Below are 21228 nucleotides of genomic sequence, written 5' to 3' on the forward strand. Positions count from 1 at the left end.
GGGCGAACTTGCATCTCGCTTAATGAGAACTCCTGTAGAACATATGACCGACGTACCATCTTAGCCTGAACGCGTGAGCGGACTCAAACCGGGTCAATTACAACGCGTTCTGCCCGAGGTACCGATCCAGCTTACCCGTTGCGGAGCTACTCCGCTGCCGACCCGCCAGCGAGGAGCCGCTTGAGCACCGATTTAGGCACGAAATCGGACACATCGCCGCCCAAGAGGGAGATTTCCTTGATGAGCGTGGAGGATAAATGGAGGTAGTGGGCCTCAGCCGGCAGAAAGACAGTCTCGACGCCGGACAATTGGCGGTTCATGGTGGCCATGGGAAGTTCGTAGTCGAAATCCGAGGACGAGCGCAGGCCCTTGACGATCGCTGAAATTCCCCGGTGCCTGCAGTATTCGGCCAGCAATCCCTCGCCCATGGGCTCCACGATGATGCCCCGCAAGGAAGCAAGTGTCTGCCTAGCCATGTCCATGCGTTCTTCCAGGCTGAAGCGGTACTTCTTCGCATAGTTGGTGGACACGGCGACGACGACTTCATCGAACAGGCCGGCGGCCCTCGCAATGACTTCCAGATGTCCGTTGTGGATGGGGTCGAAGGAGCCAGGGCACACAGCGCGTCTCATGGTTCGAACCTACCGCATCCGGGGCCGCAGGCACTATGGCGATACCATGGCTGAAACGGCGGGCCGGACGAGCCGGAAGCCAGCACCCAGGAAGGCATCCCCACAGTGACGAGCCCGGCCTCTCCCAGCCAGAACACGTCCGCCGCACCTTGGCAACGTGCCGCAAGCGGCGCCAACCTGCTCGCGGCCGACGGCAGCCTCGGAGTGACCATCTTCGAAGAGATGACCACCCTGGCAATGTCCACCGGAGCCATCAACCTGGGCCAAGGATTCCCTGACGAGGACGGGCCGGCGGAAATCAAGGCAGCAGCGCAGGCAGCCATCACGGCGGGAGCCAACCAGTACGCGCCAGGCAAAGGGATCCCCGAACTTCGCGAGGCCATCGCCGCACATCAGGAACGCTTCTACGGACTGACCCCGGACCCGCAGACCGAGGTCATTGTGACCACCGGGGCCACTGAAGCCATCGCCGCCGCATTGCTCGCATTCATCGAACCCGGCGACGAGGTCCTGACCTTCGAGCCCTTCTACGACTCCTATGGCGCCATCATCGGACTCGCCGGGGCCAGGCATGTGACCGCTCCCTTGCTGGCGCCGGACTTCCTTCCGGACGTGGACGCGATGGAATCGGCATTCAGCGAGCGCACGAAGGTTGTGCTCCTCAACAATCCGCACAATCCCACGGGCGCGGTTTTCCCTCGCGAGGTGCTGGAACGAGTCGTCGAGCTCGCGCGGAAATACGATGCCTTGATCCTCAGCGATGAAGTCTACGAGCACCTCACCTTCGGTGTGCAGCACCTTCCGGTCGCCGGCATCCCGGGAGCGGCCGAACGAACTGTCACGATTTCCTCGGCCGGCAAGACGTTCTCGTTCACCGGCTGGAAGATCGGCTGGCTCAGCGGACCGGCGCACCTTGTGGCGGCGATCCGCACGGTCAAACAATTCCTCAGCTACAGTTCCGGGACCCCGTTCCAAAGTGCGATCGCGGTAGGCCTTGCCCTTCCCGATGAGTTCTACACCGGCATCGCGTCCATTCTCCAGCACAAGCGGGACACCCTGGCCGAGGGACTGCGGGCCGCCGGCTTCGGCGTCTACACGCCGCAGGGAACATACTTCATCAACGTCGACACTGCGCCCCTCGGCATCAACGACTCCGTGGACTTGGCCCGACGACTGCCGGAGCTCGTAGGAGTGGCGGCCATCCCCGTCCCCGTGTTTTGCCACCCGGAAGGGGCGGAAAGGACGCGCAGCCTTCTCCGGTTCGCGTTCTGCAAGAAGACCGAAGTACTGGAAGAAGCGGCCGCCAGGCTGGCCACCCTGCGGGACAAGCTCTGACTGTGTCAGCCGGCCAAAACCACGAGGGACGGCGCTTCCTGCGAGCCACCGGCCAACATGCCGCGATCGAGGCCGACACACTGATTGACGGAGCCTACATCCTGCGCATCGGCGACGCAGAGCAATCCCATGTCAATCTCGCGGAGCCCACGGAAATCTTCTACGAGTACCTGCGCAGGATCGGCCATGTAGTGGATCTGCTCGCGCCAGGAGGGCAAGCCATTACTGCCCTCCATCTCGGCGCGGGGGCCTTGACCCTGGCCCGCTACATCGGGGCGACGAGGCCCGGTTCGGAACAACACGCCGTCGAACTCGAACGTGAATTGCTCGACTTCGTGCTGCAGAAGTTGCCCATGCCGGACGGCACCCGCTTGGAGACGCATATCGGCGACGCACGCGAAACCCTCGCCGAACTGCCCACGGAACTCAAGTTCGACGTCGTGATCCTGGACATCTTCTCCGGTCCCGAGGCTCCGGCACATATCGCCTGCCGGGAGTTCTATGAAGAGGCCGCGGCGCGGCTCCGGCCCGATGGGGTGCTCATCGTCAATGTCGGGGACGAAGCGGCCCTGACCTTGGTGCGCAGCCAGGCCGCCGCGATGCGACGGGCGATGCCCGACGTCGCGGCCTTCGCCGAGAGCGGCATGTTCGCCGGCCGGTACCCCGGCAACATCATCCTGGCGGGGACGCGCCGGCCGTGGCCGGCCGAGTGGACGGCCGAACTCCTGGCCCGTGGGCCGCACCCCGCGGCGGTGCTGAGCGGAGTGGAGTTGGACCGGCTATCGGGCTAGCCCCGCCTTTCGGGCTCGCGCTAGACGGGTTCGGCGAACCAGAGCTTGGTTTCGCCATACTTCTTGTCCGCAAACCGTTCGAGGGTGTCCGGCCAGTCCGGTTCCGGGGACCGTGAGGAACGCTCGACGACGACCACGGCGCCTTCATCGAGGTGGAAGGCGAGCTTGGCGAGGACAGACTTCAGGGAAGGCTCATCCAAGGGATAGGGCGGATCCAGGAACACAAGGTCCCAGAGAACGTCATCCGCCGCGCGTTCGAGGAAGGACTCCACTTTGGAACGAGTGACGGAGACAATCCTCCGTCCCAGCACCTGGTTGGCCATGTCGGCGTTTCGCTGGCAGACCTCGGAGGCGCGTGCATCGGATTCCACGAGTTCGGCCGAGCGCGCGCCCCGGCTGGCACTTTCGATGCCGAGGGACCCAGAACCCGCATAAAGATCCAGCACCCGGGCATCGTCGATGGCGTCTAGTGCCTCGAGCCGCGAGAACAACGCCTCCTTGACGCGGTCCGTCGTCGGCCTGGTGGCGTTTCCAGGGACGCTGACCAGCGGATTGCCGCCGACCACGCCGGCAATGATCCGGCTCACAGGCCAATTCCCGGGACGGAGCACACAGGCGTGCGTTCAAGCGTGGATTCCTTAGCCGCGTTCAAGGAACGCCTCCTTTTCGGGGTTCAGATATTCGTCAATCGCGGCTGCCAGGGCCTGTTGGCCGTCCAGCCCGGGATCGTCCGCGACGAGCCGCTGGGCATCGGTGCGGGCGCGGGCGATCACGTCCTCATGCTCCAGGACGCGCAACAGCTTCAGGGTGGAGCGCCCACCGGATTGCGAGGCGCCAAGGATATCGCCTTCGCGGCGCAGCTTGAGGTCTTCCTGGGAAAGTTCGAAGCCGTCGGTAGTCGACGCAACGGCATCAAGGCGCCTGCGGCTCGGATGGCCGGGCTCGAGCGTCGTGACCAGCAGGCACGTGCCTGGAAGGCCGCCTCGGCCCACCCTCCCGCGTAGCTGGTGGAGTTGCGAAATGCCGAAACGGTCAGCATCAAGGATCACCATCAGCGTGGCGTTATGGACATCCACCCCCACCTCGATCACGGTCGTGGACACCAGCAGCTGGGTCTGGTTGGCGGTGAACGAGGCCATGGTTTCGGACTTGAGTGCCGGATCCTGCCGTCCGTGGAGAGGCTCCACCCGGACACCGCGCAGGGCAGGCTCCTGGCTGAGCGTTTCGACGACGGCGTTCACCGAAGCGAGCTCGCGGGCGGGGCCCTCCTCCGAAAGTTCGGCGTCGCTTGGTTCCGCTTCGCCCGGGCTGAAGTCGCCGTCGTCGTCGTCTCCGATCTTGGGACACACGACGTACACCTGGTGGCCGGCGTCGATCTCTTCCCGCGAGCGTTTCCAGATCCTGGCCGCCCACCCCGGGTTTTCCGCGAGCCCGACAACGTGGGTGGAGATGGGCGCGCGGCCTGCAGGGAGTTCGTCCAGCACGGACGTTTCGAGGTCGCCGAAGACGGTCATGGCAACAGTGCGTGGAATCGGAGTAGCGGTCATCACCAGCAGGTGGGGCGGCCGGTTGGCCTTGGCACGCAGGGCGTCACGCTGCTCCACCCCAAAGCGGTGCTGCTCGTCCACCACGATCAGCCCGAGGTCCTGGAACGAGGTTTTGTCACTCAGCAGCGCATGGGTGCCGATCACGATGCCGGCATTGCCCGAGGCCGCGTCCAGCATGGCTTGCTTGCGGGCAGCCGTCGGCATGGAGCCTGTCAGCAAGGCGACCTGGACCGACCCGGGGCCATTCCCGGGGTCGGTGCCCAACAATCCGGCCCCGCCCAGCATCCCGGCGCCTCCGAACAAACCGTCCCGGGCCAGCGGGCCCAGGGTCCTCCGGATGGAATCGAAATGCTGTGCCGCGAGGACCTCCGTGGGGGCGAGAAGTGCGGCCTGCCCGCCGGCATCCACCACTTGCAGCATGGCCCTCAAGGCCACGATCGTTTTTCCGGAACCAACCTCGCCCTGCAGCAAGCGGTTCATCGGCGAGTCCTGTGCCAGCTCGTGGGATAGCGTCTTTCCGACGGCAGCCTGGCCGGCAGTCAGCGTGAACGGCAGCCGCCGGTCGAAGGCGGCAAGGAGCCCTTCAGGCACGGGCCGACGAGCGGTGGCCTCTTCTGCAGCCAGCTGGGCCCGGCGCCGCGCCAGGGCAGTCTGCAGAACCAGTGCTTCCTGGTAGCGGAACCGGTCACGGGCGCGCTGCCAATCCGCCGCCGTTACCGGCGAATGGATCAGCCGGTACGCTTCCCCTACCCCCAGGAATTTCTCCCGGGACGCAATTTCGGCAGGCAGCGGGTCCTCGATGCTGTCCACGTCGATCGTGTCCAGCAGCGTGGTGATGACCTTGTGGATGGACCAACTGGTGAGCTTCGCGGTGGCCGGATACACGGGAATGGGCATGGCCGCCAGCTTTTCCGGATCGACGGAACCGGCCAGCTCCGGGTCCTCGTCGAGCAGCATGAAGTCCGGATTGGTCATGCCCAAGGATCCACCGTAGCGGCTGACCTTGCCGGAGAACATCACGCGGCGGCCCGGCTGAAGCTCACTGCGGGCGCGGAAACCGTTGAAGAAACTGATTTTCAAGGTTCCGGGAATCTGCTCGCCGCTGGCCTCGTCCGTGACCACGACGTCCGTCAACGATCCGCGCCTTGCCCGCATTTGCCGGGTGGAATTGGACAGGACCCTGGCAATGAGGGTGGCCTCTTCATCCAGCGGCAGTTTACTGATGGGCGTGAGTTCCCCGCGGCTCAGGTAGCGGCGGGGAAAGTAGTTAAGCAGCTCCCCGACAGTGTCCAGGCCAAGGTGCTTCTCGATGACGGACGCCGACCGTTTGCCGATCCTCCGCTCGAGGGGAAGGTGAAGCTCAGTATTCATGCCCGTGCTGGCCTGCCGGAAGGCCTGGGTCGCGCGGCATCGAGAGCTGGCTGATGGAGATGTCGGTGGGCTCGCCGAGTGCGCGGATGACTGCCACAGCTGGTTCAGCGTCCGGAACGTGGACATGCACGCGCCACCGGTAGCTGGCTTCCGCCGAGTCCTCATCGTCATCGTCGTCGTCCCCGGAATCATTCGGTCCAGACGGGCTGCCCACCGGGTTCGCGCTGCCCACCTGGCTCATGATGACGGAGTCGCCGAGTTCGTCCAACCGCTGACGGAGCGTGGCGGCGGCTAGCGGTGAAAGGCTGATGGTGCACATGACCTCGACGCCGTCGTCGTCGGGCATTCCCGCATGGATGTGCGGATCCTGCAGGTCATAGCCGTGCAGCCCGTCCAGGAGTTCATCCTGGAGTTCTTCGCCGAGCACAGCCGAGCGGAGGCAATCCAGGATCAACAACATGCCCACCCCACCCGCGTCCACTACATGGGCCGCATGCAGCGGGGCCAGTTGGTCCTCGGTTAGCACTACTGCGTCCAGCGCTGCATTGACGGCGGCATCGAGGGCCAGGCCCAACGCCTGGTTGCTGTCGTCGCCGTTGTGGGCACTATCGCATTCGCCCGCTGCCCTGGCGGCAGCTTCGAGAACGGAGAGCATGGTACCCGGTACCGGCTCGCTCAAGGCAGACCAAGCCCGGATCTGGGCCCGGTTCAGTGCGGCGGCGAGCAGGGGCGCGCTGAGGCGCGTGTGCCCGGCCAGCGGCTCGGCCATTGCGCACAAGAAGACAGCGAAGAGTGTTCCTGAGTTACCCCTGGCCTGCTCCATGGCCGCGCGTCCTGCCGTGGCCAGAACGGCTCCGACGTCGTTCACCGGTTCGTCCGCGGTGGACCGATCGGCGAATGCCGCGGCAGCAGCGCGGACTGTGAGGTAGAGGTTGGTGCCCGTGTCGCCATCTGCCACCGGGAAGATGTTGATGGCGTTGAGCCGGTCGCTGTGGTTCCCGAGCGTCGTCTCCGCTTTGCCCAGCCACCGCTTCATGGCGTGCGTATTGGCGGCAATCTTAGTCTGCAAAGTGATCCCATCCCACGGTGTCAGCGGGGATTCCCGCTATCCGGACGCCGCTGTGCTGTCCTTCGGCAACGGCCTGGATCGAGCCTATCGCAGTGAAGCCGGAAGGTAGCTGAACATTCGCTGGAAATGTCGCCAACAGGCCGTGGTCCTCTCCGCCCCCCAGGATCCAGTCCATGGGATCGCGGCCAAGAGGAGCCGATGCAGCTTCCAAGGCAGTGGCGAGGGCCTTGAGTGCGATGGGGTCGAGGTCGAGTGCCACGCCACTGGCTTCGGCGAGACGGGCGCCGTCGCGCAAAAGCCCGTCCGAGACATCCATCATGGCCGTGGCTCCTGCCTTCGCCCCCAGCGGTCCTGCGGTAAGAGGCGGCAGCGGCCGGCACTGGCTATCCATGAGTCCGCGCTGGGCAGCGTTCAGCTCGCCTACGGGTATGGTGCTTTCGAGCAGGGCCAGGCCGGCTGCGGCGCGTCCAACAGTTCCGGCAAGGGCCACGGTGTCTCCCGGACTTGCCCCGGAGCGCAGGACCGCAGGGAGCCCGTGCATTGTCCCGACGACGGCGACCGTCACCGCTATTTCGCGGCCACGGCCCAGGTCTCCCCCGGCAACCGAGCAGTCGGCAGCCCCCAAGCCGACAATGCCGGCCGTCAGGCCGTCCGCGAAGTCCTCGACCCACTGGACGCTAGTGTCGGGCGGCATGGTCAAGCTGACGACGAGGGACACCGCGGTACCGCCCATCGCGTTGATGTCGCTGAGATTCTGCGCTGCCGATTTCCAGCCGACGTCATACCCCGTGGTCCGGTATCCGTTGTTCCATTCCAGGCGGAAGTCCTGGTCCTGGGTCTGGGTGTCGATGGAAATGAGGGTCCGGCCATCCGGCGCGGCGACGATGGCGGCATCGTCCCCCGGCCCGAGCAGCACGCTGCTGCTGGGGTTCAGGCGCGGAAAGATGCGCGCGAGGAGCTCGCCTTCGGACAGCTCGCCGACAGTCTGTTGTTCTATGGACACAGCTCTACGCTATCGCGAACCGCCGACAACAATGGGCTGTCCCTTCGCGTCCGTTGCCCCGATCCTCGGTTTGCCGCAGCCGCGATAGGCTTGATCAATGCAACAAACGAAAGCCGCTGTGTACGTCCGCGCCTTCTGTGCTTTGACAGCCGCGGCGGTTTCGGTCCTTACGCTTGCAGCCTGCTCTCCCGTCGCCGACGTGAAGCCTGCCGCTGATGCCGCGAATGCTGCCTGCGCACCCATGATGGTGTCGCTCCCGGACACCATCGGCGACGCCGCCCTGCGGAAGACCAACAGCCAGGCTACGGCGGCATGGGGCGACCCGTCTGTGTTGATTCTGCGGTGCGGCGTCAATGTGCCCGGCCCCACGACGGACCGTTGCGTCACCGTCAACGACGTTGACTGGGTCATCAAGGAAGGCGACCCGGTATGGACCCTGACTACCTACGGGCGCGAGCCCGCAACTGAAATCCTCATGGACCCCAACAAGATCAGCTCCGCCACGGTCCTTGCCGATCTGGCACCCGCCGCGGCGAAAATCAAGGCCGTCCGCAAGTGCGTCGGCCAGCCGGAGCTGCTGCAGAACCTGCCCACGACTACTCCTGGCAAGTAGCCGGCGCCGCCCTGCCAGCTATTAGCGCAGGCCTGTTATTAGCCGGGCCGGCTATCAGCGCAGGCCGGTTTTCCGGTTGAGTGCCAGGTAGATGAGTTCGTCGATCAACTCGGCGTAGCCCAGGCCGGAAGCCGCCCACATTTGCGGATACATGCTCTTCGGTGTGAAACCGGGCATCGTGTTGATCTCGTTGATGATGAGTTCGCCGTCCGGAGTGTAGAAGAAGTCCACGCGGCTCAGGCCTTCCGCACCCACAGCGTCGAACGCAGCCGCCGCGAGCTCGCGGACGCGCGCAATGGCCTCGTCCGGAATATCGGCGGGACAGCTAAGGGCCGCGGCGCCGTCCTCCACATATTTGGCGTTGAAGTCGTAGAATTCGTGTTCGCCGGGAGCGACGGCGATTTCCCCCGGCATGGAGGTTCGAGGAGCCGCCGTGCCACGTCCTTCAAGGACGGCGCACTCGATCTCACGGCCGACAATGCCGGCCTCGATCACCAGCTTGAGGTCGTGCCGCCGTGCTTCTTCAATAGCTGCGTCCAGCTCATCCATAGAGTCGACTTTGGAAATTCCCATCGAGGAACCGGCGCGGGCGGGCTTCACGAAAACCGGGAACCCGAGGCGGTCCACGCGCTTGCGCACGGCTTCGGCGTCGTTGATCCATTCACGGTCAGTGACGGCGACATACGGTCCCACCGTCAGTCCGGCGGCTTCGAAAACGACCTTCATGAAATGCTTGTCCATGCCGACGGCGGATGCGAGGACTCCGGCTCCCACGTAACGGGTGTCGGACAGCTCCAAGAGGCCCTGGATGGTGCCATCCTCGCCCCAAGGGCCGTGCAGGAGCGGAAACACGACATCCACGGAGCCCAGTTCCTCAGGCACCGCATTCGGTGCCGTGACGATCAATTGGTGGGCCCCACCTACCTCAGCGAGGGTTACGGTCCTCCCGGAGGGCAGCACCTCAGGCAGGGCCGACGCGCTCAGCGACCACTGGCTGATGTCAGCGGAAGGGATCACCCACTGCCCCGACTTGGCTATCCCGATGGGGACGACGTCGTACTTGTTCTTGTCGATAGCGCCCATGACCCCGGCCGCCGTCACGCAACTGACGGCGTGCTCGCTGGATCGGCCGCCAAAGAGTACGGCGACGCGAGGCCGCCTGTGTTCGGCCGGCTTCGCGGACTCGGCAGCTCCAGCAGGAGCGGCAGTTCCGGCGGACAGGGATTCTTCGGTCACAGTCAGTAATCGCCTTCGGACTTCAGGGAGCGGGCCAGGAGTCTGGGCCCAAGTTCATCAACGGACAGTTTGCCTTCGAGGACGGCTACCACGGCCGCGGTGATCGGCATGTCGACGCCGAGTTTTCCGGCTAGTTCGTAGACAGCGTACCCGGATTTAATGCCTTCCGCCGTCTGCGTCATACGCTCGGTGACCTGGTCCAGGGTCAAACCTTCGCCGAGCAACCGTCCCGCCGTGTGGTTCCGGGACAGTGGCGAAGAGCAGGTAGCCACGAGGTCACCCAGCCCGGCAAGGCCTGCCATAGTGCGGGCCTCGCCGCCCAAGGCAAGGGCCAGTCGGGAGGTCTCCGCGAGGCCCCGCGTGATCACTGAGGCCTTGGTGTTGTCGCCCATTTGCTTGCCTTCGCAGATACCGACGGCCAAGGCGATCACGTTCTTCACGATCCCCCCGATTTCGACACCGACCACGTCATTGCTCGTGTAAGGGCGGAAGTACGGTGCGGTGCAATACAGCGCGAACGATGCAGCCGTAGCTTCGTCGCTGCAGGCCACGACGGAAGCCGTCGGTTCTTGGCGAGCGATCTCCATTGCCAGGTTTGGCCCCGAAACAACGGCCACCCGCTCCTGCGGAATGTCGAGTTCCTCGGAAATGACCTGGCTCATGCGGGAATCCGTACCGAGTTCGAGGCCCTTCATGAGGGAAACGACCACGGCGCCCGGGGCAACGAGTGGTTTCCATTTGCGCAGTTGAAGCCGCAGCGACTGCGCCGGCACGGCCAAAATCACGATTCCGGCACCCGCGAGGACCTCTGCCACATCTGTAGACGCCGTGATGGAACCAGGCAGCTCTATGTCCTTCAAGTACTGGACGTTGCGGTGCTCCACATTGATTTGCGCAACCACTTCATCCCGCCGGCCCCAAATGCGGATACTGCGCTCCGCGCCGGTGGCAATTGCGGCATCCGCCAGGACCTTTGCGAACGTCGTACCCCAGGATCCGGCGCCAAGCACGGCGACAACACCTTTGTCGCCTGTTAGTTCTACCCCTGAGGTCACTTCTGTCCGTCCGTGCCGTCGGCGCCCGTGGTTCCTTCAGTCGCTTGGAAGCGACCGTGCTTCGACTGGTTGTGGGCGGCAGGGTCCCAGCGTTCCTTGGGCGGTTCTTCCCCGCGCAAGGTTGCAAGGAGCTCCGTGATGGCGTCCATGATGACGTCCGTAGCCTCAACCAGGGTGGCTCGGTCCAGCGGCCGGCCTTGGAAAGCACTGAGATCCACGGGATCGCCGACCAAGATGCGGGAAGTCTTCCGCGGGAAGACATGCAGGCGCTTGGCGTACCGGGGGAACACCTCTTGGGCACCCCAATGGGCAATGGGAACCACGGGAGCACCGGTCTGGAGTGCCAGGCGCGCCGCTCCCGTGTGCCCCTTCATCGGCCACAAATCCGGATCGCGGGTCAGGGTGCCCTCCGGATAGATGATGATCGCGCCACCGGCATCCACCACTTCCTGGGCGGCTTGCAACGAGCGGTTCGCCCCCGTCGTCGAACGCTCTACAGGAATCTGGTTCGCGGCGCGCAACAGGCTACCCAGGACGGGGGCCTTGAAGAGGCCCGCTTTCGCGAGGAAATGCGGTGGACGCTTCATGTTGTAGAGCATGTGCCCCACGACAATGGGGTCGATCTCGGTGCAGTGGTTCGGCGCAGCGATGAAGCCACCCGCGGGGAGCTTTTCGGTCCCCTCCCACTTCTTCGCCATGAGGATGTTCATGATCGGTCGCGCAATTCCCGCAAGAACAGCGAACATGGCACGGCTCTGGGCCGATTCCTTCAAGGTGTCCCCCGTTACTTGGATTCGGTGAGGTCGAAATCGGCGCCCAGCCCGGCGAGCTTTTCAGTGAAGCGCTCGTAGCCGCGGTTGATGATGTCGATCCCGGTCACCCTGGACGTGCCGTTCGCGGCGAGCGCCGCAATAAGGTGGCTGAATCCGCCACGGAGATCAGGGATGTCGATGTCGGTGCCCCTCAGCGGAGTGGGTCCCGAGACGACGGCGGAATGCAGGAAATTGCGCTGGCCGAAGCGGCATGGCACGCTCCCAAGGCATTCGCGGTGGACCTGGATGGTTGCGCCCATGCGGGTCAGTGCATCGGTGAAGCCGAAGCGGTTTTCGTACACGGTTTCGTGGACAATCGACACGCCCTCAGCCTGGGTCAAGGCGACCACCAGTGGCTGTTGCCAATCGGTCATGAAGCCCGGGTGCACATCGGTTTCAAGGACGAGCGGGCTCAGCTTTCCGCCGGGGTGGTAGAAACGGATGCCGTCCTCACGGATATCCATGCCGCCGCCCACCTTGCGGTAGGTGTTGAGGAAAGTCATCATGTCCCGCTGGGAAGCACCTTCCACGAAGATGTCTCCGCGGGTCACCAGGGCAGCCGAAGCCCACGACGCTGATTCATTGCGGTCTGCCAGTGCGCGGTGGTCGTAGCCACCCAGGTCCCGAACACCCTCGATCCTGATGGTGCGATCGGTCTGGACGCTGATGATGGCACCCATCTTCTGCAGCACGGCGATAAGGTCGATGATTTCCGGTTCGGTAGCGGCACCGCTCAGTTCGGTGATGCCCTCGGCCCGTGTGGCACTCAGAAGGACTTGCTCCGTGGCTCCCACCGACGGGTACGGGAGTGAGATCTTGGCGCCGTGGAGTCCCTTGGGAGCGGAGATGTGGATGCCGCCCGGGCGCTTTTCGACGACGGCGCCAAACTGGCGGAGGACGTTCAAGTGGTAATCGATCGGCCGGTCGCCGATCTTGCAACCGCCGAGATCGGGAATGAACGCTTCGCCGATGGCGTGGATCAACGGACCGCACAGCAGGATCGGGATACGGGAGTCCCCGGCGTGGGCGTCGATCGCCGTGCTGGACGCGGTCTTCGCGTTCTTGGGATCCAGGGTGAGATCACCGGTGACGGGATCCTTCTGAACAGTCACGCCATGGAGCTGCAACAGGCTGGTGACTACCTCTACGTCCTTGATTTCCGGGACGTTCCGCAGCACCGAGGGTTCGTTGCCGAGGAGGGAAGCCACCATGGCCTTGGGAACAAGGTTCTTGGCACCTCTGACGGTGACGCGGCCGGTCAAAGGGACGCCGCCGCGGATTGTCAGAACACTACTCATCTATACCGGTTTCCTCACGAGTTGATGCCCCCACACTTACGAAGGCTCCAGCTAAGCATAAAAGCTGACGTTACCGATTCGAAATGGAGGGGCGTGGCGAAGGCGGGTTTGCTGGTGCTGCTTGTGCCCCCAAGGCTGGATTTCAGCGACGCGGGGTCACTTACGGCCCATGTTGCCGCCCGGCATGGGCCGTAAGTGACCCCGCGTTCGTGCCCGATCCATGGATAACTCCCCATTCCAACCCGAACGACGACCACGGGCTGGCCACCAGATGCGGTGCCACGCACACGAAAAGGACCGGCGCACCCGTTCATTCGGGTGCGCCGGTCCTTTCAGGGTGCAAAAGCTACTCAGGCAGCCTCAGGTCCTCTTCGGCTGATCTACTGGATTCGCGCGGGGAGGGTTTTCGGCTTGAAGGAAGGCCTTGTGGCCTCGTAGGCCGTGATGTCTTCCTCGTGCTGGAGCGTCAGTCCGATGTCATCCAGGCCTTCCAGGAGTCGCCAACGAGTGTAGTCATCGATCTCGAAGGGTGCCACGACGTTTCCGCACTCAACGGTCTTGGACACGAGGTCCACCTTGACTTCGGTGCCGGGCGCGTTTTCGAGGACTTTCCAGATGAGCTCGATGTCGTCCTGGGCGAGCTCCGCCGCCAGGAGGCCTTGCTTTCCCGAGTTGCCGCGGAAAATATCCGCGAACCGCGAGGACAGCACGGCTTTGAACCCGTAGTCCTTCAGTGCCCAGACTGCGTGCTCGCGGGATGAGCCGGTACCGAAATCGGGTCCAGCCACAAGCACGGAGCCGGCGTTGAACGGTTCCTGGTTCAGGATGAAGGACGGGTCCTTGCGCCATGCTGAGAACAGCGCGTCTTCGAAACCGGTACGCGTGATCCGCTTCAGGTAGACCGCTGGAATGATCTGGTCCGTGTCCACATTGCTCTGGCGCAGCGGGACACCGATGCCGGTGTGGGTGGTGAACTTTTCCATGGGGTCCTCCTAGGCGGCGTCGGTGGTGGTGGATGCGGAAACAGAGGCGGGCTCCAGGTCCGAAGGCGAGCTCAGCGTTCCGCGTACTGCGGTGGCTGCGGCGACGACCGGCGAAACCAAGTGGGTGCGGCCGCCCTTGCCCTGGCGTCCTTCGAAGTTGCGGTTCGAGGTGGATGCGCAGCGCTCCCCCGGTTCCAGCTGGTCCGGATTCATGCCCAGGCACATGGAGCAGCCGGCAAAGCGCCATTCAGCGCCGAATTCCTTGAACACCTTGTCCAGGCCCTCTGCTTCGGCCTCGAGGCGGACGCGTGCCGAGCCGGGAACCACCAGCATCCGAACCTTCGGGTCCTTTTCCCGACCGCGGATGACATCGGCGGCGGCACGGAGATCCTCGATGCGGGAGTTGGTGCAGGATCCGAGGAAGACAGTGTCCACCCGAATGTCCTTCATGGGCGTGCCGGCTTCGAGGCCCATGTACTGCAGCGCGCGCTCGGCCGCCAGTTTGGCGTTCTCGTCACCGAAATCTTCGGGGAACGGTACCGCTTCATTGAGCGAAATACCCTGTCCCGGGTTGGTCCCCCAGGTCACGAACGGCTCCAAGGTATCGGCGTCGAGGTCCACCTCGACGTCGAAAGCAGCGTCGTCGTCGGTGTGCAGCGTGTTCCAGTATTCGACGGCGGCATCCCACTCTTCCCCCTGCGGGGCGTGCGGCCGGCCGTACATGTAGTCGTAGGTCGTCTGGTCCGGAGCCACGAGGCCGGCGCGGGCACCGGCTTCGATTGACATGTTGCAGATAGTCATGCGGGCATCCATGGAGAGCGCCCGGATGGCCGATCCACGGTATTCCAGGACGTAGCCCTGGCCGCCGCCGGTACCGATCTTGGCGATGACGGCCAGGATGATGTCCTTCGCTGAAACGCCCGGGCGCAGGGTGCCTTCAACGTTGATGGCCATGGTCTTGAACGGCTTGAGGGACAGCGTCTGGGTGGCCATGACGTGTTCCACCTCGGAGGTGCCGATACCCATGGCGAGCGCTCCGAAAGCGCCGTGGGTCGAGGTGTGCGAATCGCCGCAGACTACCGTCATGCCGGGCTGGGTGAGGCCCAGCTGCGGGCCGACGACGTGCACAATGCCTTGTTCGGCGTCGCCGAGCGAGTGCAGGCGGACTCCGAACTCCTTGCAGTTGTTGCGCAGAGTCTGGATCTGCGTACGGCTGGTCAGATCGGCGATCGGCTTGTCGATGTCCAGGGTCGGCGTGTTGTGGTCTTCCGTGGCGATGGTGAGGTCGGGGCGGCGCAAGGGGCGCCCGGCCAGCCGCAAACCCTCGAAGGCCTGCGGGGAGGTCACCTCATGCACGAGGTGCAGGTCGATGAACAGAAGATCGGGCTGGGCGTTGGCACCTTCGCCTTCGCCCTTGCGCACCACGTGCGCATCCCAAACTTTCTCGGCCAGTGTCTTTCCCACGGCCTGCTCCCTTCACTGCGGTTGGCTTGACTACTTCCACTGAACATCAGCGATCCGAACTGCGCCAGTGAAACAACTTGCATCTCAGATATTGAGACGGCAATATCATTACATGGACAATTCTAGTGGAGTCGGCGTCATCGATAAAGCGGCCCAGGTGCTCGACGCACTTGAGGCGGGGCCAACCACCTTGGCTCAACTTGTGGCAGCAACAGGCTTGGCCCGCCCCACGGTGCACCGGCTCGCGCTGGCGCTCGTCCACCACCGCCTCGTGAGCCGTGATATCCAAGGCCGCTTCGTCCTCGGCAGCCGCCTTGTTGAGCTTGCTTCGGCGGCCGGCGAAGACCGGCTCATCGCTTCTGCGGGCCCGGTCTTGATCCAGTTGCGCGACGCCACGGGAGAGAGCGCCCAGATCTTCCGACGCCAGGGCGACTGGCGCGTCTGCGTTGCCTCTGCCGAACGTCCCATCGGCCTGCGGGACACTATTCCCGTGGGCACCCAACTCTCCATGAAGGCCGGCTCCGCCGCCCAGATCCTGCTGGCGTGGGAAGACCACGACCGCCTCCTGGACGGACTTCAGAACGCCCGGTTCACGCCGACCGTCCTGGCAGGAGTACGACGCCGGGGCTGGGCCCAGAGCCTCGGCGAACGCGAGCCTGGAGTCGCCTCGGTCTCCGCACCCGTGCGCGGCCCTTCCGGCCGCGTCATTGCCGCGGTGTCCATCTCCGGCCCCATCGAGCGCCTGACCCGCCAGCCGGGACGTCTGCATGCCGAAGTCGTCTGCAACGCCGCCCGGGTATTGACTGAAGCCCTGCGTAAGAACAGCGACTAGGCGCTTCCCGTTTTGCCGTCGGGGCCTCCCTGGAGACGGGCGAAGGTAGGGTAGGCGCATGAACAGCTTTGCCGTGTTCCTGCGTGGAATCAACGTGGGCGGGATCAACATCAAGATGGCCGACCTCAAAGCAGCCCTCAAGGCGTACCCCTTCGCCGACGTCAAGACCCTGCTGGCCAGTGGCAACGTGGTGCTCCAGAGCGAGCTCGACGCCTCGGGAGTCAAGGATGAGTTTGAAAAGTGCTTGAGGGAAGCATTTGGCTATGACGCCTGGGTAGTGGTCCTGACCGCCGAGCGGGTTGCCGAACTGGTGGAAACCTGCCCCTATCCGGCCGACGACAAAACGACGCACAGCTACATCACCCTCGCTTCCGACGCGGCAATGTTGGACGAACTATTCGACGCCGGTACAGCCCTCGGCGCTGCCGGGGAGGGCGGCGTCGATCAAGTCCGGCTGGGTCCCGAAGCCTCGGCTTGGCTTGCCCCGGCGGGAGGGACCTTGGACAGCCCCTTCAGCAAGCTCTCGGCAAAGGCCCGCTACAAGGCGAGCACCACCACCCGGAACCTGCGCACGCTCATCAAGGTCAGGGACGCCGCAAAGGCCCTCCAGAAGTAAGAATGAGCTGCCACGAGTAGCGTTCTCCCCTGTTTTGAAATAGGAAAGCGCTTCCGACGCGGCGAGTTGCATCATTCCCGGGCTTTCGCTCCTCGAACAAGGGGAGAAAGGTACGGCGCACGAAGGTTCTGGGGTCTTCCTTGAGGCAAAGAAAAATCCCCCGGAACCTGTTGGTTCCGGGGGACTCGATTTGTGACCCCAGCGGGATTCGAACCCGCGTTACCGCCGTGAGAGGGCAGCGTACTAGGCCGCTATACGATGGGGCCTTGCACTCTAATTACAGCATTTTGAACGCCGTTTCCGGCATTCAAGCTGAATGAGTATTTCATACATTCAACTTTGTTTCAAATCGGCGAACCGTTCCGAAAGCCCGAATTTCCGCACTAATGTGTGGATTATTCGGAGCTGGGATACCAGGACTCGAACCTAGAATGACGGTACCAGAAACCGTAGTGTTGCCAATTACACCATATCCCATTGGTGCTTTTAGGCCGGATTCGAAGGCGTAAACCTTCGCTCCGTGCCCCTCAGCACGAGTAATTACTTTACCCGAGACTTTCGATGGGCACAAATCGAGAACATGCGCCCGTGTCCACGTTGGTGCACACCTCAGCGATCCGCCGATGTGGATGCCGGCATGAAAAAACCCTTGCAATCGAGGGGAGCTTAGGTTTACTCTCGGTAGGTTACCAATCGGTAACCTACGCCACGCACTTGTTTCGTGGCGCAGCTGCAGGCCGAATCTCCTGTTAGCTGCGTCACATGGGGGGATCCTCGGCAGCAGCGCCGCTGTCGGGAAGTCATCGAGAGGAATTGCCCATGACACCGAACCCTGCGATTGCCACCAGAACACGAAGCCGTGCCCAGATAATCGCTATTGCCGTGCTCGCACTCCTGCTCATCGCGCTCCTTGGCTTCTATACCTTGGTCATTGGGAAGATCGCGGCCGGGTCGGCGCAGCTCAATGACGGCGCCGGCCAGGCGTCTGCCGGTGCCGGCCAACTGAAGGACGGCGCCGCAAGGCTCGCGGGTGGAGCTGCGGAAGCCGGGACAGGTGCGGCCAAGCTGGCGGATGGCGCGTCGAAAGTCCAGAACGGAATCCAGGCCAAGCTGGCTCCGGGAGCCCAGCAGTTGAAGGATGGAGCCGACAAACTCGCCACGGGGGCCGTGAAGATCCAGAATGACGTCAACGCCAAGCTTGCACCGGGAGTCTACAAGGTGGACGACGGCGCACAGCAGCTCGCGGCCGGTGCCGTACAGCTTTCCGCGGCGCTGACCCCGACGCCGGGCGGCAACGCTGAAAACAATCTCGGCGACGGCGCCACTCAACTAAACACCGGCGCGAACCAGCTCAACAACGGAGCCGCCCAGCTCAACGCCGGTGCTGCCCAACTCGACGCGGGCGCTTCGAGGCTCGCGGCGGGCACCGATCAGCTCAAAGGTTACCCGGGGGCAGGAGACGATCCCACCAAGGGAACGGGCTCCGCTGCGTTGGCCCAAGGACTCCAGCAGCTCGCCGATGCGGCCAACGGCATCCAGGGCGTGGTGCCCCTGGCAACGCTGAAGGCGCAGATCAACGCGCTCAACGACGGCGCGCATCGCCTCGATGCCGGAGCCTCGCAATTGCAGGCCGGAGCGGGACAGCTTTCGGCTGGGGCGGCGCAACTGCACGATGGCACCGGACGGCTCGCAGACGGCACCGGGAAGCTCGCGGCAGGGACCGGAAAGCTGACGGCCGGTTTCGCCACGCTCGCCCAGAAGCTCAACAGCCAGGATCCCGCGTCCCCCGGCGTGGTTCTGGGAACCCAGATGCTCGCCGATGGAACCGCAAAGATCCGCGTGGGCATGGACGGCGTACCTGGAGACCCTGAGCACCCGGGACTCCTCAAGGCCACCGCCAGCATGACGGACGGAACATCCCGCTTGGCTGCAGGCACGGACTCGTTGATGACGGGCATCAAGGGCAGCCCTGCAGATCCCTCCTCCCCCGGTCTCCTGGACGGTTCCACCGCATTGGCGGCCGGCGCCTCCAAGTTGTCCGATGGAAATGCCAAACTGGCCGCGGGCTCAGCCCAGTTGTCCACCGGTGCCGAAAAACTCGCGGACGGAAATGCGCGAATCGCGGCGGGCACAGCGGAACTGCATCAGGGAGCTGCGGCGGTATCGCCGTCGAGCATGTCCGAAAAGTCGGATACCGGCACCGCGCTCGGACTTGTGGGCGTCCTGGGGGCGGGTTCCGTCGGAACGTTCGTTTTCCTGCGGAAGTTCCGGCTGGGCGCGTAGCTGCAGAAGCCTCAGGCGAGCAGTCGCGTCAAGGCGTCTATTTCCCGGCCGGAAAAGTCGGACGCGAGCTCACCTGTGCGGTTCAACCAGATGCCCAGCAATCCGGCGGAAGTGGCGCCTTCGGCGTCGAGAAGGCGGTTGTCGCCCACAAAGAGGGTCTCACCCGGGTTGGTGCCCAAGCGCCGGACCCCTTCCAGGTAAATGGCGGGGTCCGGCTTGGGCACACCTACGGTGTCCGTTCCGACAAGGACCGAGACCCGGGCAAGCCCCGCACTGTCGAGCTTGACCCGCTGGTAGTCGTGGACGTTGTTGCTCACTGCGCCATAGGGGATGCCCGCGGCGTCGAGGGCGTCGAGGACGGGCAGGACATCGCTGAAGGCCCTGACATAACTGGGCTGCAGGCGGGAATAGTCATTGAGCCACGTATGGGAGTCCTCGCCGCCGAGTTCCACCCCGAAATGCCCCAGGGCCGCACGGCCCCGCAGGAGGCGCTGCTCGTTGAACGTCAACTCGCCGGCGAGGTACCGGTCATAGAAGTGCGTGGTTTCGTGCGTGAAGATCCGTCCGAACTTCTCCCACCCGGCCTGGTCCAGGCCGGGCAGGAGGTGTTCGCTCACGTCACGTAGGGCCGTGGTCATGGCGTACTCAAGGTCCACCAAGGTGTCGTCGATGTCGAACAGGACACCCCGGACCGTGCCGAATGACTCATGAAGTGCGCTGATCACGGAGTGCCTGAACTAGCCGCGGAACGCGCGCAAGCGGGTGAGCGAGGAATCCTTGCCCAGGATGACCATCGATTCGAACAGCGGCGGCGAGATGCGGCGGCCGGAGATTGCCGTGCGCACCGGGCCGAACGCGAGGCGCGGCTTGATCCCAAGATCCTCCACCAAGGCTTGCTTGAGTGCTGCCTGGATGCTTTCTGCTGTCCAGTCGGCGAGGGGTTCGAGCGCAGCCAACGCGGCGTCGAGCACCTCGCCCAGGTTCTCGGGGAGTCCCTTGCGGGCGTCGTCGGCGACGTCGATCGCGTCGTCGTTCTTGAACAGGAAGGCAAGCATCTCGGGAGCCTCGCCCAGCAGGGTGATCCGCTCCTGGATCAGCGGCGCGGACTCGGCAAGAATCTCTTCCTGGCGCGGAGTCAGGATCTCCCCCACGAAGCCTGCGGCACGCAGGTACGGAACGAGCCGCTGACGGAAGTCCTCCGGAGTGAGCATGCGCACGTGCGTTCCGTTGATGGCTTCGGCCTTCTTGATGTCGAAGCGCGCCGGGTTGCCAAGGACGTCGTGGATGTCGAAGTTGGCCACGAGCTGCTCCACGGTGAAGATATCCTCGTCGGCGCTCAAGGACCAGCCCAGGAGGGACAAGTAGTTGAGCAGTCCTTCGCGGATGAAGCCACGTTCACGGTGCAGGAAGAGGCTGGATTCCGGATCGCGTTTGGAAAGCTTCTTGTTGCCCTGGCCCATGACGTAGGGAAGGTGGCCGAACTCGGGCATGTACTCGGCCACACCGATGGCGTAGAGGGCCCGGTAGAGGGCGATCTGCCGCGGAGTGGAGCTGAGCAGGTCTTCGCCGCGGAGGACGTGCGTGATACCCATGAGTGCGTCGTCAACGGGGTTCACGAGCGTGTACAGCGGGGCGCCGTTGGCGCGCACCACGGCGAAGTCGGGCACGGATCCGGCCTTGAACGTGATCTCCCCGCGCACAAGGTCGTTGAAGGTCAGGTCTTCGTCCGGCATGCGCAGGCGCAACACAGCATTGCGGCCCTCGGCCTTGTACTGGGCGAGCTGTTCCTCGGTGACGTGGCGGTCAAAGCCGTCGTACCCGAGCTTCGGATCCCGGCCCGCAGCCCGGTGCCGTGCCTCGATCTCCTCGGGAGTGGAGTACGACTCATAGATGTGACCGCCGGCTTTGAGCTTGGCGATGACGTCCTGGTACATGTCGCTGCGCTGCGACTGCCGGTACGGTTCGTGCGGGCCGCCAACCTCGACGCCCTCGTCCCAGTCGATGCCGAGCCACTTCAACGCGTCAAGCAGTTGGTGGTAGCTCTCCTCGCTGTCGCGGGCCGAGTCCGTGTCCTCGATCCGGAAAACCAGTTTGCCACCGGTGTGCCGTGCGTAGGCCCAGTTGAAGAGGGCCGTACGGATCAACCCAACGTGCGGAGTTCCCGTGGGTGAGGGGCAGAACCGGACGCGGACCGGGGTTTCAGCGTTCACGGCAGGAATGGCGGCAGAGTTCGACGCAGCAACAGTAGTCATAATGGTTCCAACTTTACCCCGTGCCGCAGGACGGAA

19 protein-coding genes and 2 tRNA genes are annotated in these 21228 nt (G+C 64.1%); 6 read left to right on the top strand and 15 right to left on the bottom strand.

Annotated features, from left to right (window positions below):
• Positions 1 to 146 precede the first annotated feature (146 nt).
• The gene (gene coaD / locus ACSKT0_RS16060; protein ID WP_284984588.1) at positions 147 to 632 is read right to left on the bottom strand and encodes a pantetheine-phosphate adenylyltransferase; all 486 of its coding nucleotides are present in this window, start codon (positions 630 to 632) and stop codon (positions 147 to 149) included.
• A gap of 105 nt (positions 633 to 737) precedes the next feature.
• Here coaD and ACSKT0_RS16065 point away from each other — a divergent pair, with 105 nt between their 5' ends.
• Both ACSKT0_RS16065 and ACSKT0_RS16070 read left to right on the top strand, forming a co-directional pair.
• Positions 738 to 1967 (top strand): aminotransferase class I/II-fold pyridoxal phosphate-dependent enzyme, encoded by a 1230-nt coding sequence (locus tag ACSKT0_RS16065; protein WP_437770684.1) that lies wholly within the window; start codon positions 738 to 740, stop codon positions 1965 to 1967.
• 2 nt (positions 1968 to 1969) lie between these two features.
• Positions 1970 to 2758, top strand: a complete 789-nt coding sequence (locus ACSKT0_RS16070; protein WP_437770685.1) for a spermidine synthase — start codon at positions 1970 to 1972, stop codon at positions 2756 to 2758.
• 20 nt (positions 2759 to 2778) lie between these two features.
• On the opposite strand, the gene rsmD is transcribed toward ACSKT0_RS16070, so the two are convergent.
• From rsmD to thiL, 4 genes are read right to left on the bottom strand one after another with little or no spacing between them, the layout of a single operon-like run.
• Positions 2779 to 3345, bottom strand: coding sequence for a 16S rRNA (guanine(966)-N(2))-methyltransferase RsmD (rsmD, locus tag ACSKT0_RS16075; protein WP_437770686.1), 567 nt, complete (start codon positions 3343 to 3345; stop codon positions 2779 to 2781).
• A 51-nt stretch (positions 3346 to 3396) separates the two neighbouring features.
• Positions 3397 to 5676: an ATP-dependent DNA helicase RecG gene (locus ACSKT0_RS16080; protein WP_437770687.1), complete on the bottom strand. Its 2280-nt coding sequence runs from the start codon at positions 5674 to 5676 to the stop codon at positions 3397 to 3399.
• Positions 5666 to 6712, bottom strand: a complete 1047-nt coding sequence (locus ACSKT0_RS16085) for a DAK2 domain-containing protein (protein WP_437774049.1) — start codon at positions 6710 to 6712, stop codon at positions 5666 to 5668. The genes ACSKT0_RS16080 and ACSKT0_RS16085 overlap by 11 nt, the downstream gene beginning before the upstream one ends.
• A gap of 22 nt (positions 6713 to 6734) precedes the next feature.
• Positions 6735 to 7748 carry a thiamine-phosphate kinase gene (thiL, locus tag ACSKT0_RS16090; protein WP_437770688.1) on the bottom strand — a complete coding sequence of 338 codons (1014 nt, stop codon included), beginning with the start codon at positions 7746 to 7748 and terminating at the stop codon, positions 6735 to 6737.
• A 97-nt stretch (positions 7749 to 7845) separates the two neighbouring features.
• Here thiL and ACSKT0_RS16095 point away from each other — a divergent pair, with 97 nt between their 5' ends.
• Complete coding sequence (locus ACSKT0_RS16095) at positions 7846 to 8361, top strand: DUF3515 family protein (protein ID WP_437770689.1); 516 nt, start codon at positions 7846 to 7848, stop codon at positions 8359 to 8361.
• Between the two features lie 54 nt (positions 8362 to 8415).
• Here the strand turns inward: ACSKT0_RS16095 and ACSKT0_RS16100 are convergent, their stop codons facing one another.
• The 6 genes from ACSKT0_RS16100 to leuC all read right to left on the bottom strand — a co-directional run bounded on the left by ACSKT0_RS16100 (position 8416) and on the right by leuC (position 15209).
• Positions 8416 to 9582, bottom strand: coding sequence for a D-alanine--D-alanine ligase family protein (locus ACSKT0_RS16100; protein ID WP_437774050.1), 1167 nt, complete (start codon positions 9580 to 9582; stop codon positions 8416 to 8418).
• Positions 9583 to 9599: 17 nt separating this feature from the next.
• A complete protein-coding gene (locus ACSKT0_RS16105) occupies positions 9600 to 10652 on the bottom strand; it encodes an NAD(P)H-dependent glycerol-3-phosphate dehydrogenase (protein ID WP_437770690.1) in 1053 nt (350 codons plus the stop codon).
• Positions 10649 to 11425 carry a lysophospholipid acyltransferase family protein gene (locus tag ACSKT0_RS16110; protein ID WP_437770691.1) on the bottom strand — a complete coding sequence of 259 codons (777 nt, stop codon included), beginning with the start codon at positions 11423 to 11425 and terminating at the stop codon, positions 10649 to 10651. The genes ACSKT0_RS16105 and ACSKT0_RS16110 overlap by 4 nt, the downstream gene beginning before the upstream one ends.
• An 11-nt stretch (positions 11426 to 11436) precedes the next feature.
• A complete protein-coding gene (murA, locus tag ACSKT0_RS16115; RefSeq protein WP_437770692.1) occupies positions 11437 to 12762 on the bottom strand; it encodes a UDP-N-acetylglucosamine 1-carboxyvinyltransferase in 1326 nt (441 codons plus the stop codon).
• 380 nt (positions 12763 to 13142) lie between these two features.
• On the bottom strand, positions 13143 to 13745 hold the full coding sequence (gene leuD, locus ACSKT0_RS16120; protein WP_078108589.1) for a 3-isopropylmalate dehydratase small subunit: 603 nt from the start codon (positions 13743 to 13745) through the stop codon (positions 13143 to 13145).
• A gap of 9 nt (positions 13746 to 13754) precedes the next feature.
• The gene (gene leuC / locus ACSKT0_RS16125; protein WP_437770693.1) at positions 13755 to 15209 is read right to left on the bottom strand and encodes a 3-isopropylmalate dehydratase large subunit; all 1455 of its coding nucleotides are present in this window, start codon (positions 15207 to 15209) and stop codon (positions 13755 to 13757) included.
• Positions 15210 to 15321: 112 nt separating this feature from the next.
• Between leuC and ACSKT0_RS16130 the strand changes: the two genes are divergently transcribed.
• Both ACSKT0_RS16130 and ACSKT0_RS16135 read left to right on the top strand, forming a co-directional pair.
• Positions 15322 to 16041: an IclR family transcriptional regulator gene (locus tag ACSKT0_RS16130; RefSeq protein ID WP_437770694.1), complete on the top strand. Its 720-nt coding sequence runs from the start codon at positions 15322 to 15324 to the stop codon at positions 16039 to 16041.
• A gap of 58 nt (positions 16042 to 16099) precedes the next feature.
• On the top strand, positions 16100 to 16657 hold the full coding sequence (locus ACSKT0_RS16135) for a DUF1697 domain-containing protein (RefSeq protein ID WP_437770695.1): 558 nt from the start codon (positions 16100 to 16102) through the stop codon (positions 16655 to 16657).
• 193 nt (positions 16658 to 16850) lie between these two features.
• Here the strand turns inward: ACSKT0_RS16135 and ACSKT0_RS16140 are convergent.
• Positions 16851 to 16923: transfer RNA gene (locus ACSKT0_RS16140), tRNA-Glu, on the bottom strand.
• Positions 16924 to 17062: 139 nt separating this feature from the next.
• A tRNA-Gln gene (locus ACSKT0_RS16145) sits at positions 17063 to 17134 on the bottom strand.
• 342 nt (positions 17135 to 17476) lie between these two features.
• Between ACSKT0_RS16145 and ACSKT0_RS16150 the strand changes: the two genes are divergently transcribed.
• Complete coding sequence (locus ACSKT0_RS16150; RefSeq protein WP_437770696.1) at positions 17477 to 18940, top strand: hypothetical protein; 1464 nt, start codon at positions 17477 to 17479, stop codon at positions 18938 to 18940.
• A gap of 11 nt (positions 18941 to 18951) precedes the next feature.
• On the opposite strand, the gene ACSKT0_RS16155 is transcribed toward ACSKT0_RS16150, so the two are convergent.
• Both ACSKT0_RS16155 and gltX read right to left on the bottom strand, forming a co-directional pair.
• On the bottom strand, positions 18952 to 19665 hold the full coding sequence (locus tag ACSKT0_RS16155) for an HAD family hydrolase (protein WP_437770697.1): 714 nt from the start codon (positions 19663 to 19665) through the stop codon (positions 18952 to 18954).
• A 12-nt stretch (positions 19666 to 19677) separates the two neighbouring features.
• Positions 19678 to 21192 carry a glutamate--tRNA ligase gene (gene gltX, locus ACSKT0_RS16160; protein ID WP_437770698.1) on the bottom strand — a complete coding sequence of 505 codons (1515 nt, stop codon included), beginning with the start codon at positions 21190 to 21192 and terminating at the stop codon, positions 19678 to 19680.
• Positions 21193 to 21228 lie beyond the last annotated feature (36 nt).

This window comes from Arthrobacter sp. KNU40, from assembly GCF_051515115.1.
In the GTDB taxonomy this organism is placed as follows: Bacteria; Actinomycetota; Actinomycetes; order Actinomycetales; family Micrococcaceae; genus Arthrobacter.

Excerpts from the sequence above, each read along its gene's own strand:
- coaD (WP_284984588.1), bottom strand. The coding sequence starts at position 632 with ATGAGACGCGCTGTGTGCCCTGGCTCCTTCGACCCCATCCACAACGGA.
- ACSKT0_RS16080 (WP_437770687.1), bottom strand. The coding sequence starts at position 5,676 with ATGAATACTGAGCTTCACCTTCCCCTCGAGCGGAGGATCGGCAAACGG.
- ACSKT0_RS16085 (WP_437774049.1), bottom strand. The coding sequence starts at position 6,712 with ATGAAGCGGTGGCTGGGCAAAGCGGAGACGACGCTCGGGAACCACAGC.
- ACSKT0_RS16095 (WP_437770689.1), top strand. The coding sequence starts at position 7,846 with ATGCAACAAACGAAAGCCGCTGTGTACGTCCGCGCCTTCTGTGCTTTG.
- murA (WP_437770692.1), bottom strand. The coding sequence starts at position 12,762 with ATGAGTAGTGTTCTGACAATCCGCGGCGGCGTCCCTTTGACCGGCCGC.
- leuD (WP_078108589.1), bottom strand. The coding sequence starts at position 13,745 with ATGGAAAAGTTCACCACCCACACCGGCATCGGTGTCCCGCTGCGCCAG.
- ACSKT0_RS16130 (WP_437770694.1), top strand. The coding sequence starts at position 15,322 with ATGGACAATTCTAGTGGAGTCGGCGTCATCGATAAAGCGGCCCAGGTG.
- ACSKT0_RS16135 (WP_437770695.1), top strand. The coding sequence starts at position 16,100 with ATGAACAGCTTTGCCGTGTTCCTGCGTGGAATCAACGTGGGCGGGATC.
- ACSKT0_RS16150 (WP_437770696.1), top strand. The coding sequence starts at position 17,477 with ATGACACCGAACCCTGCGATTGCCACCAGAACACGAAGCCGTGCCCAG.
- gltX (WP_437770698.1), bottom strand. The coding sequence starts at position 21,192 with ATGACTACTGTTGCTGCGTCGAACTCTGCCGCCATTCCTGCCGTGAAC.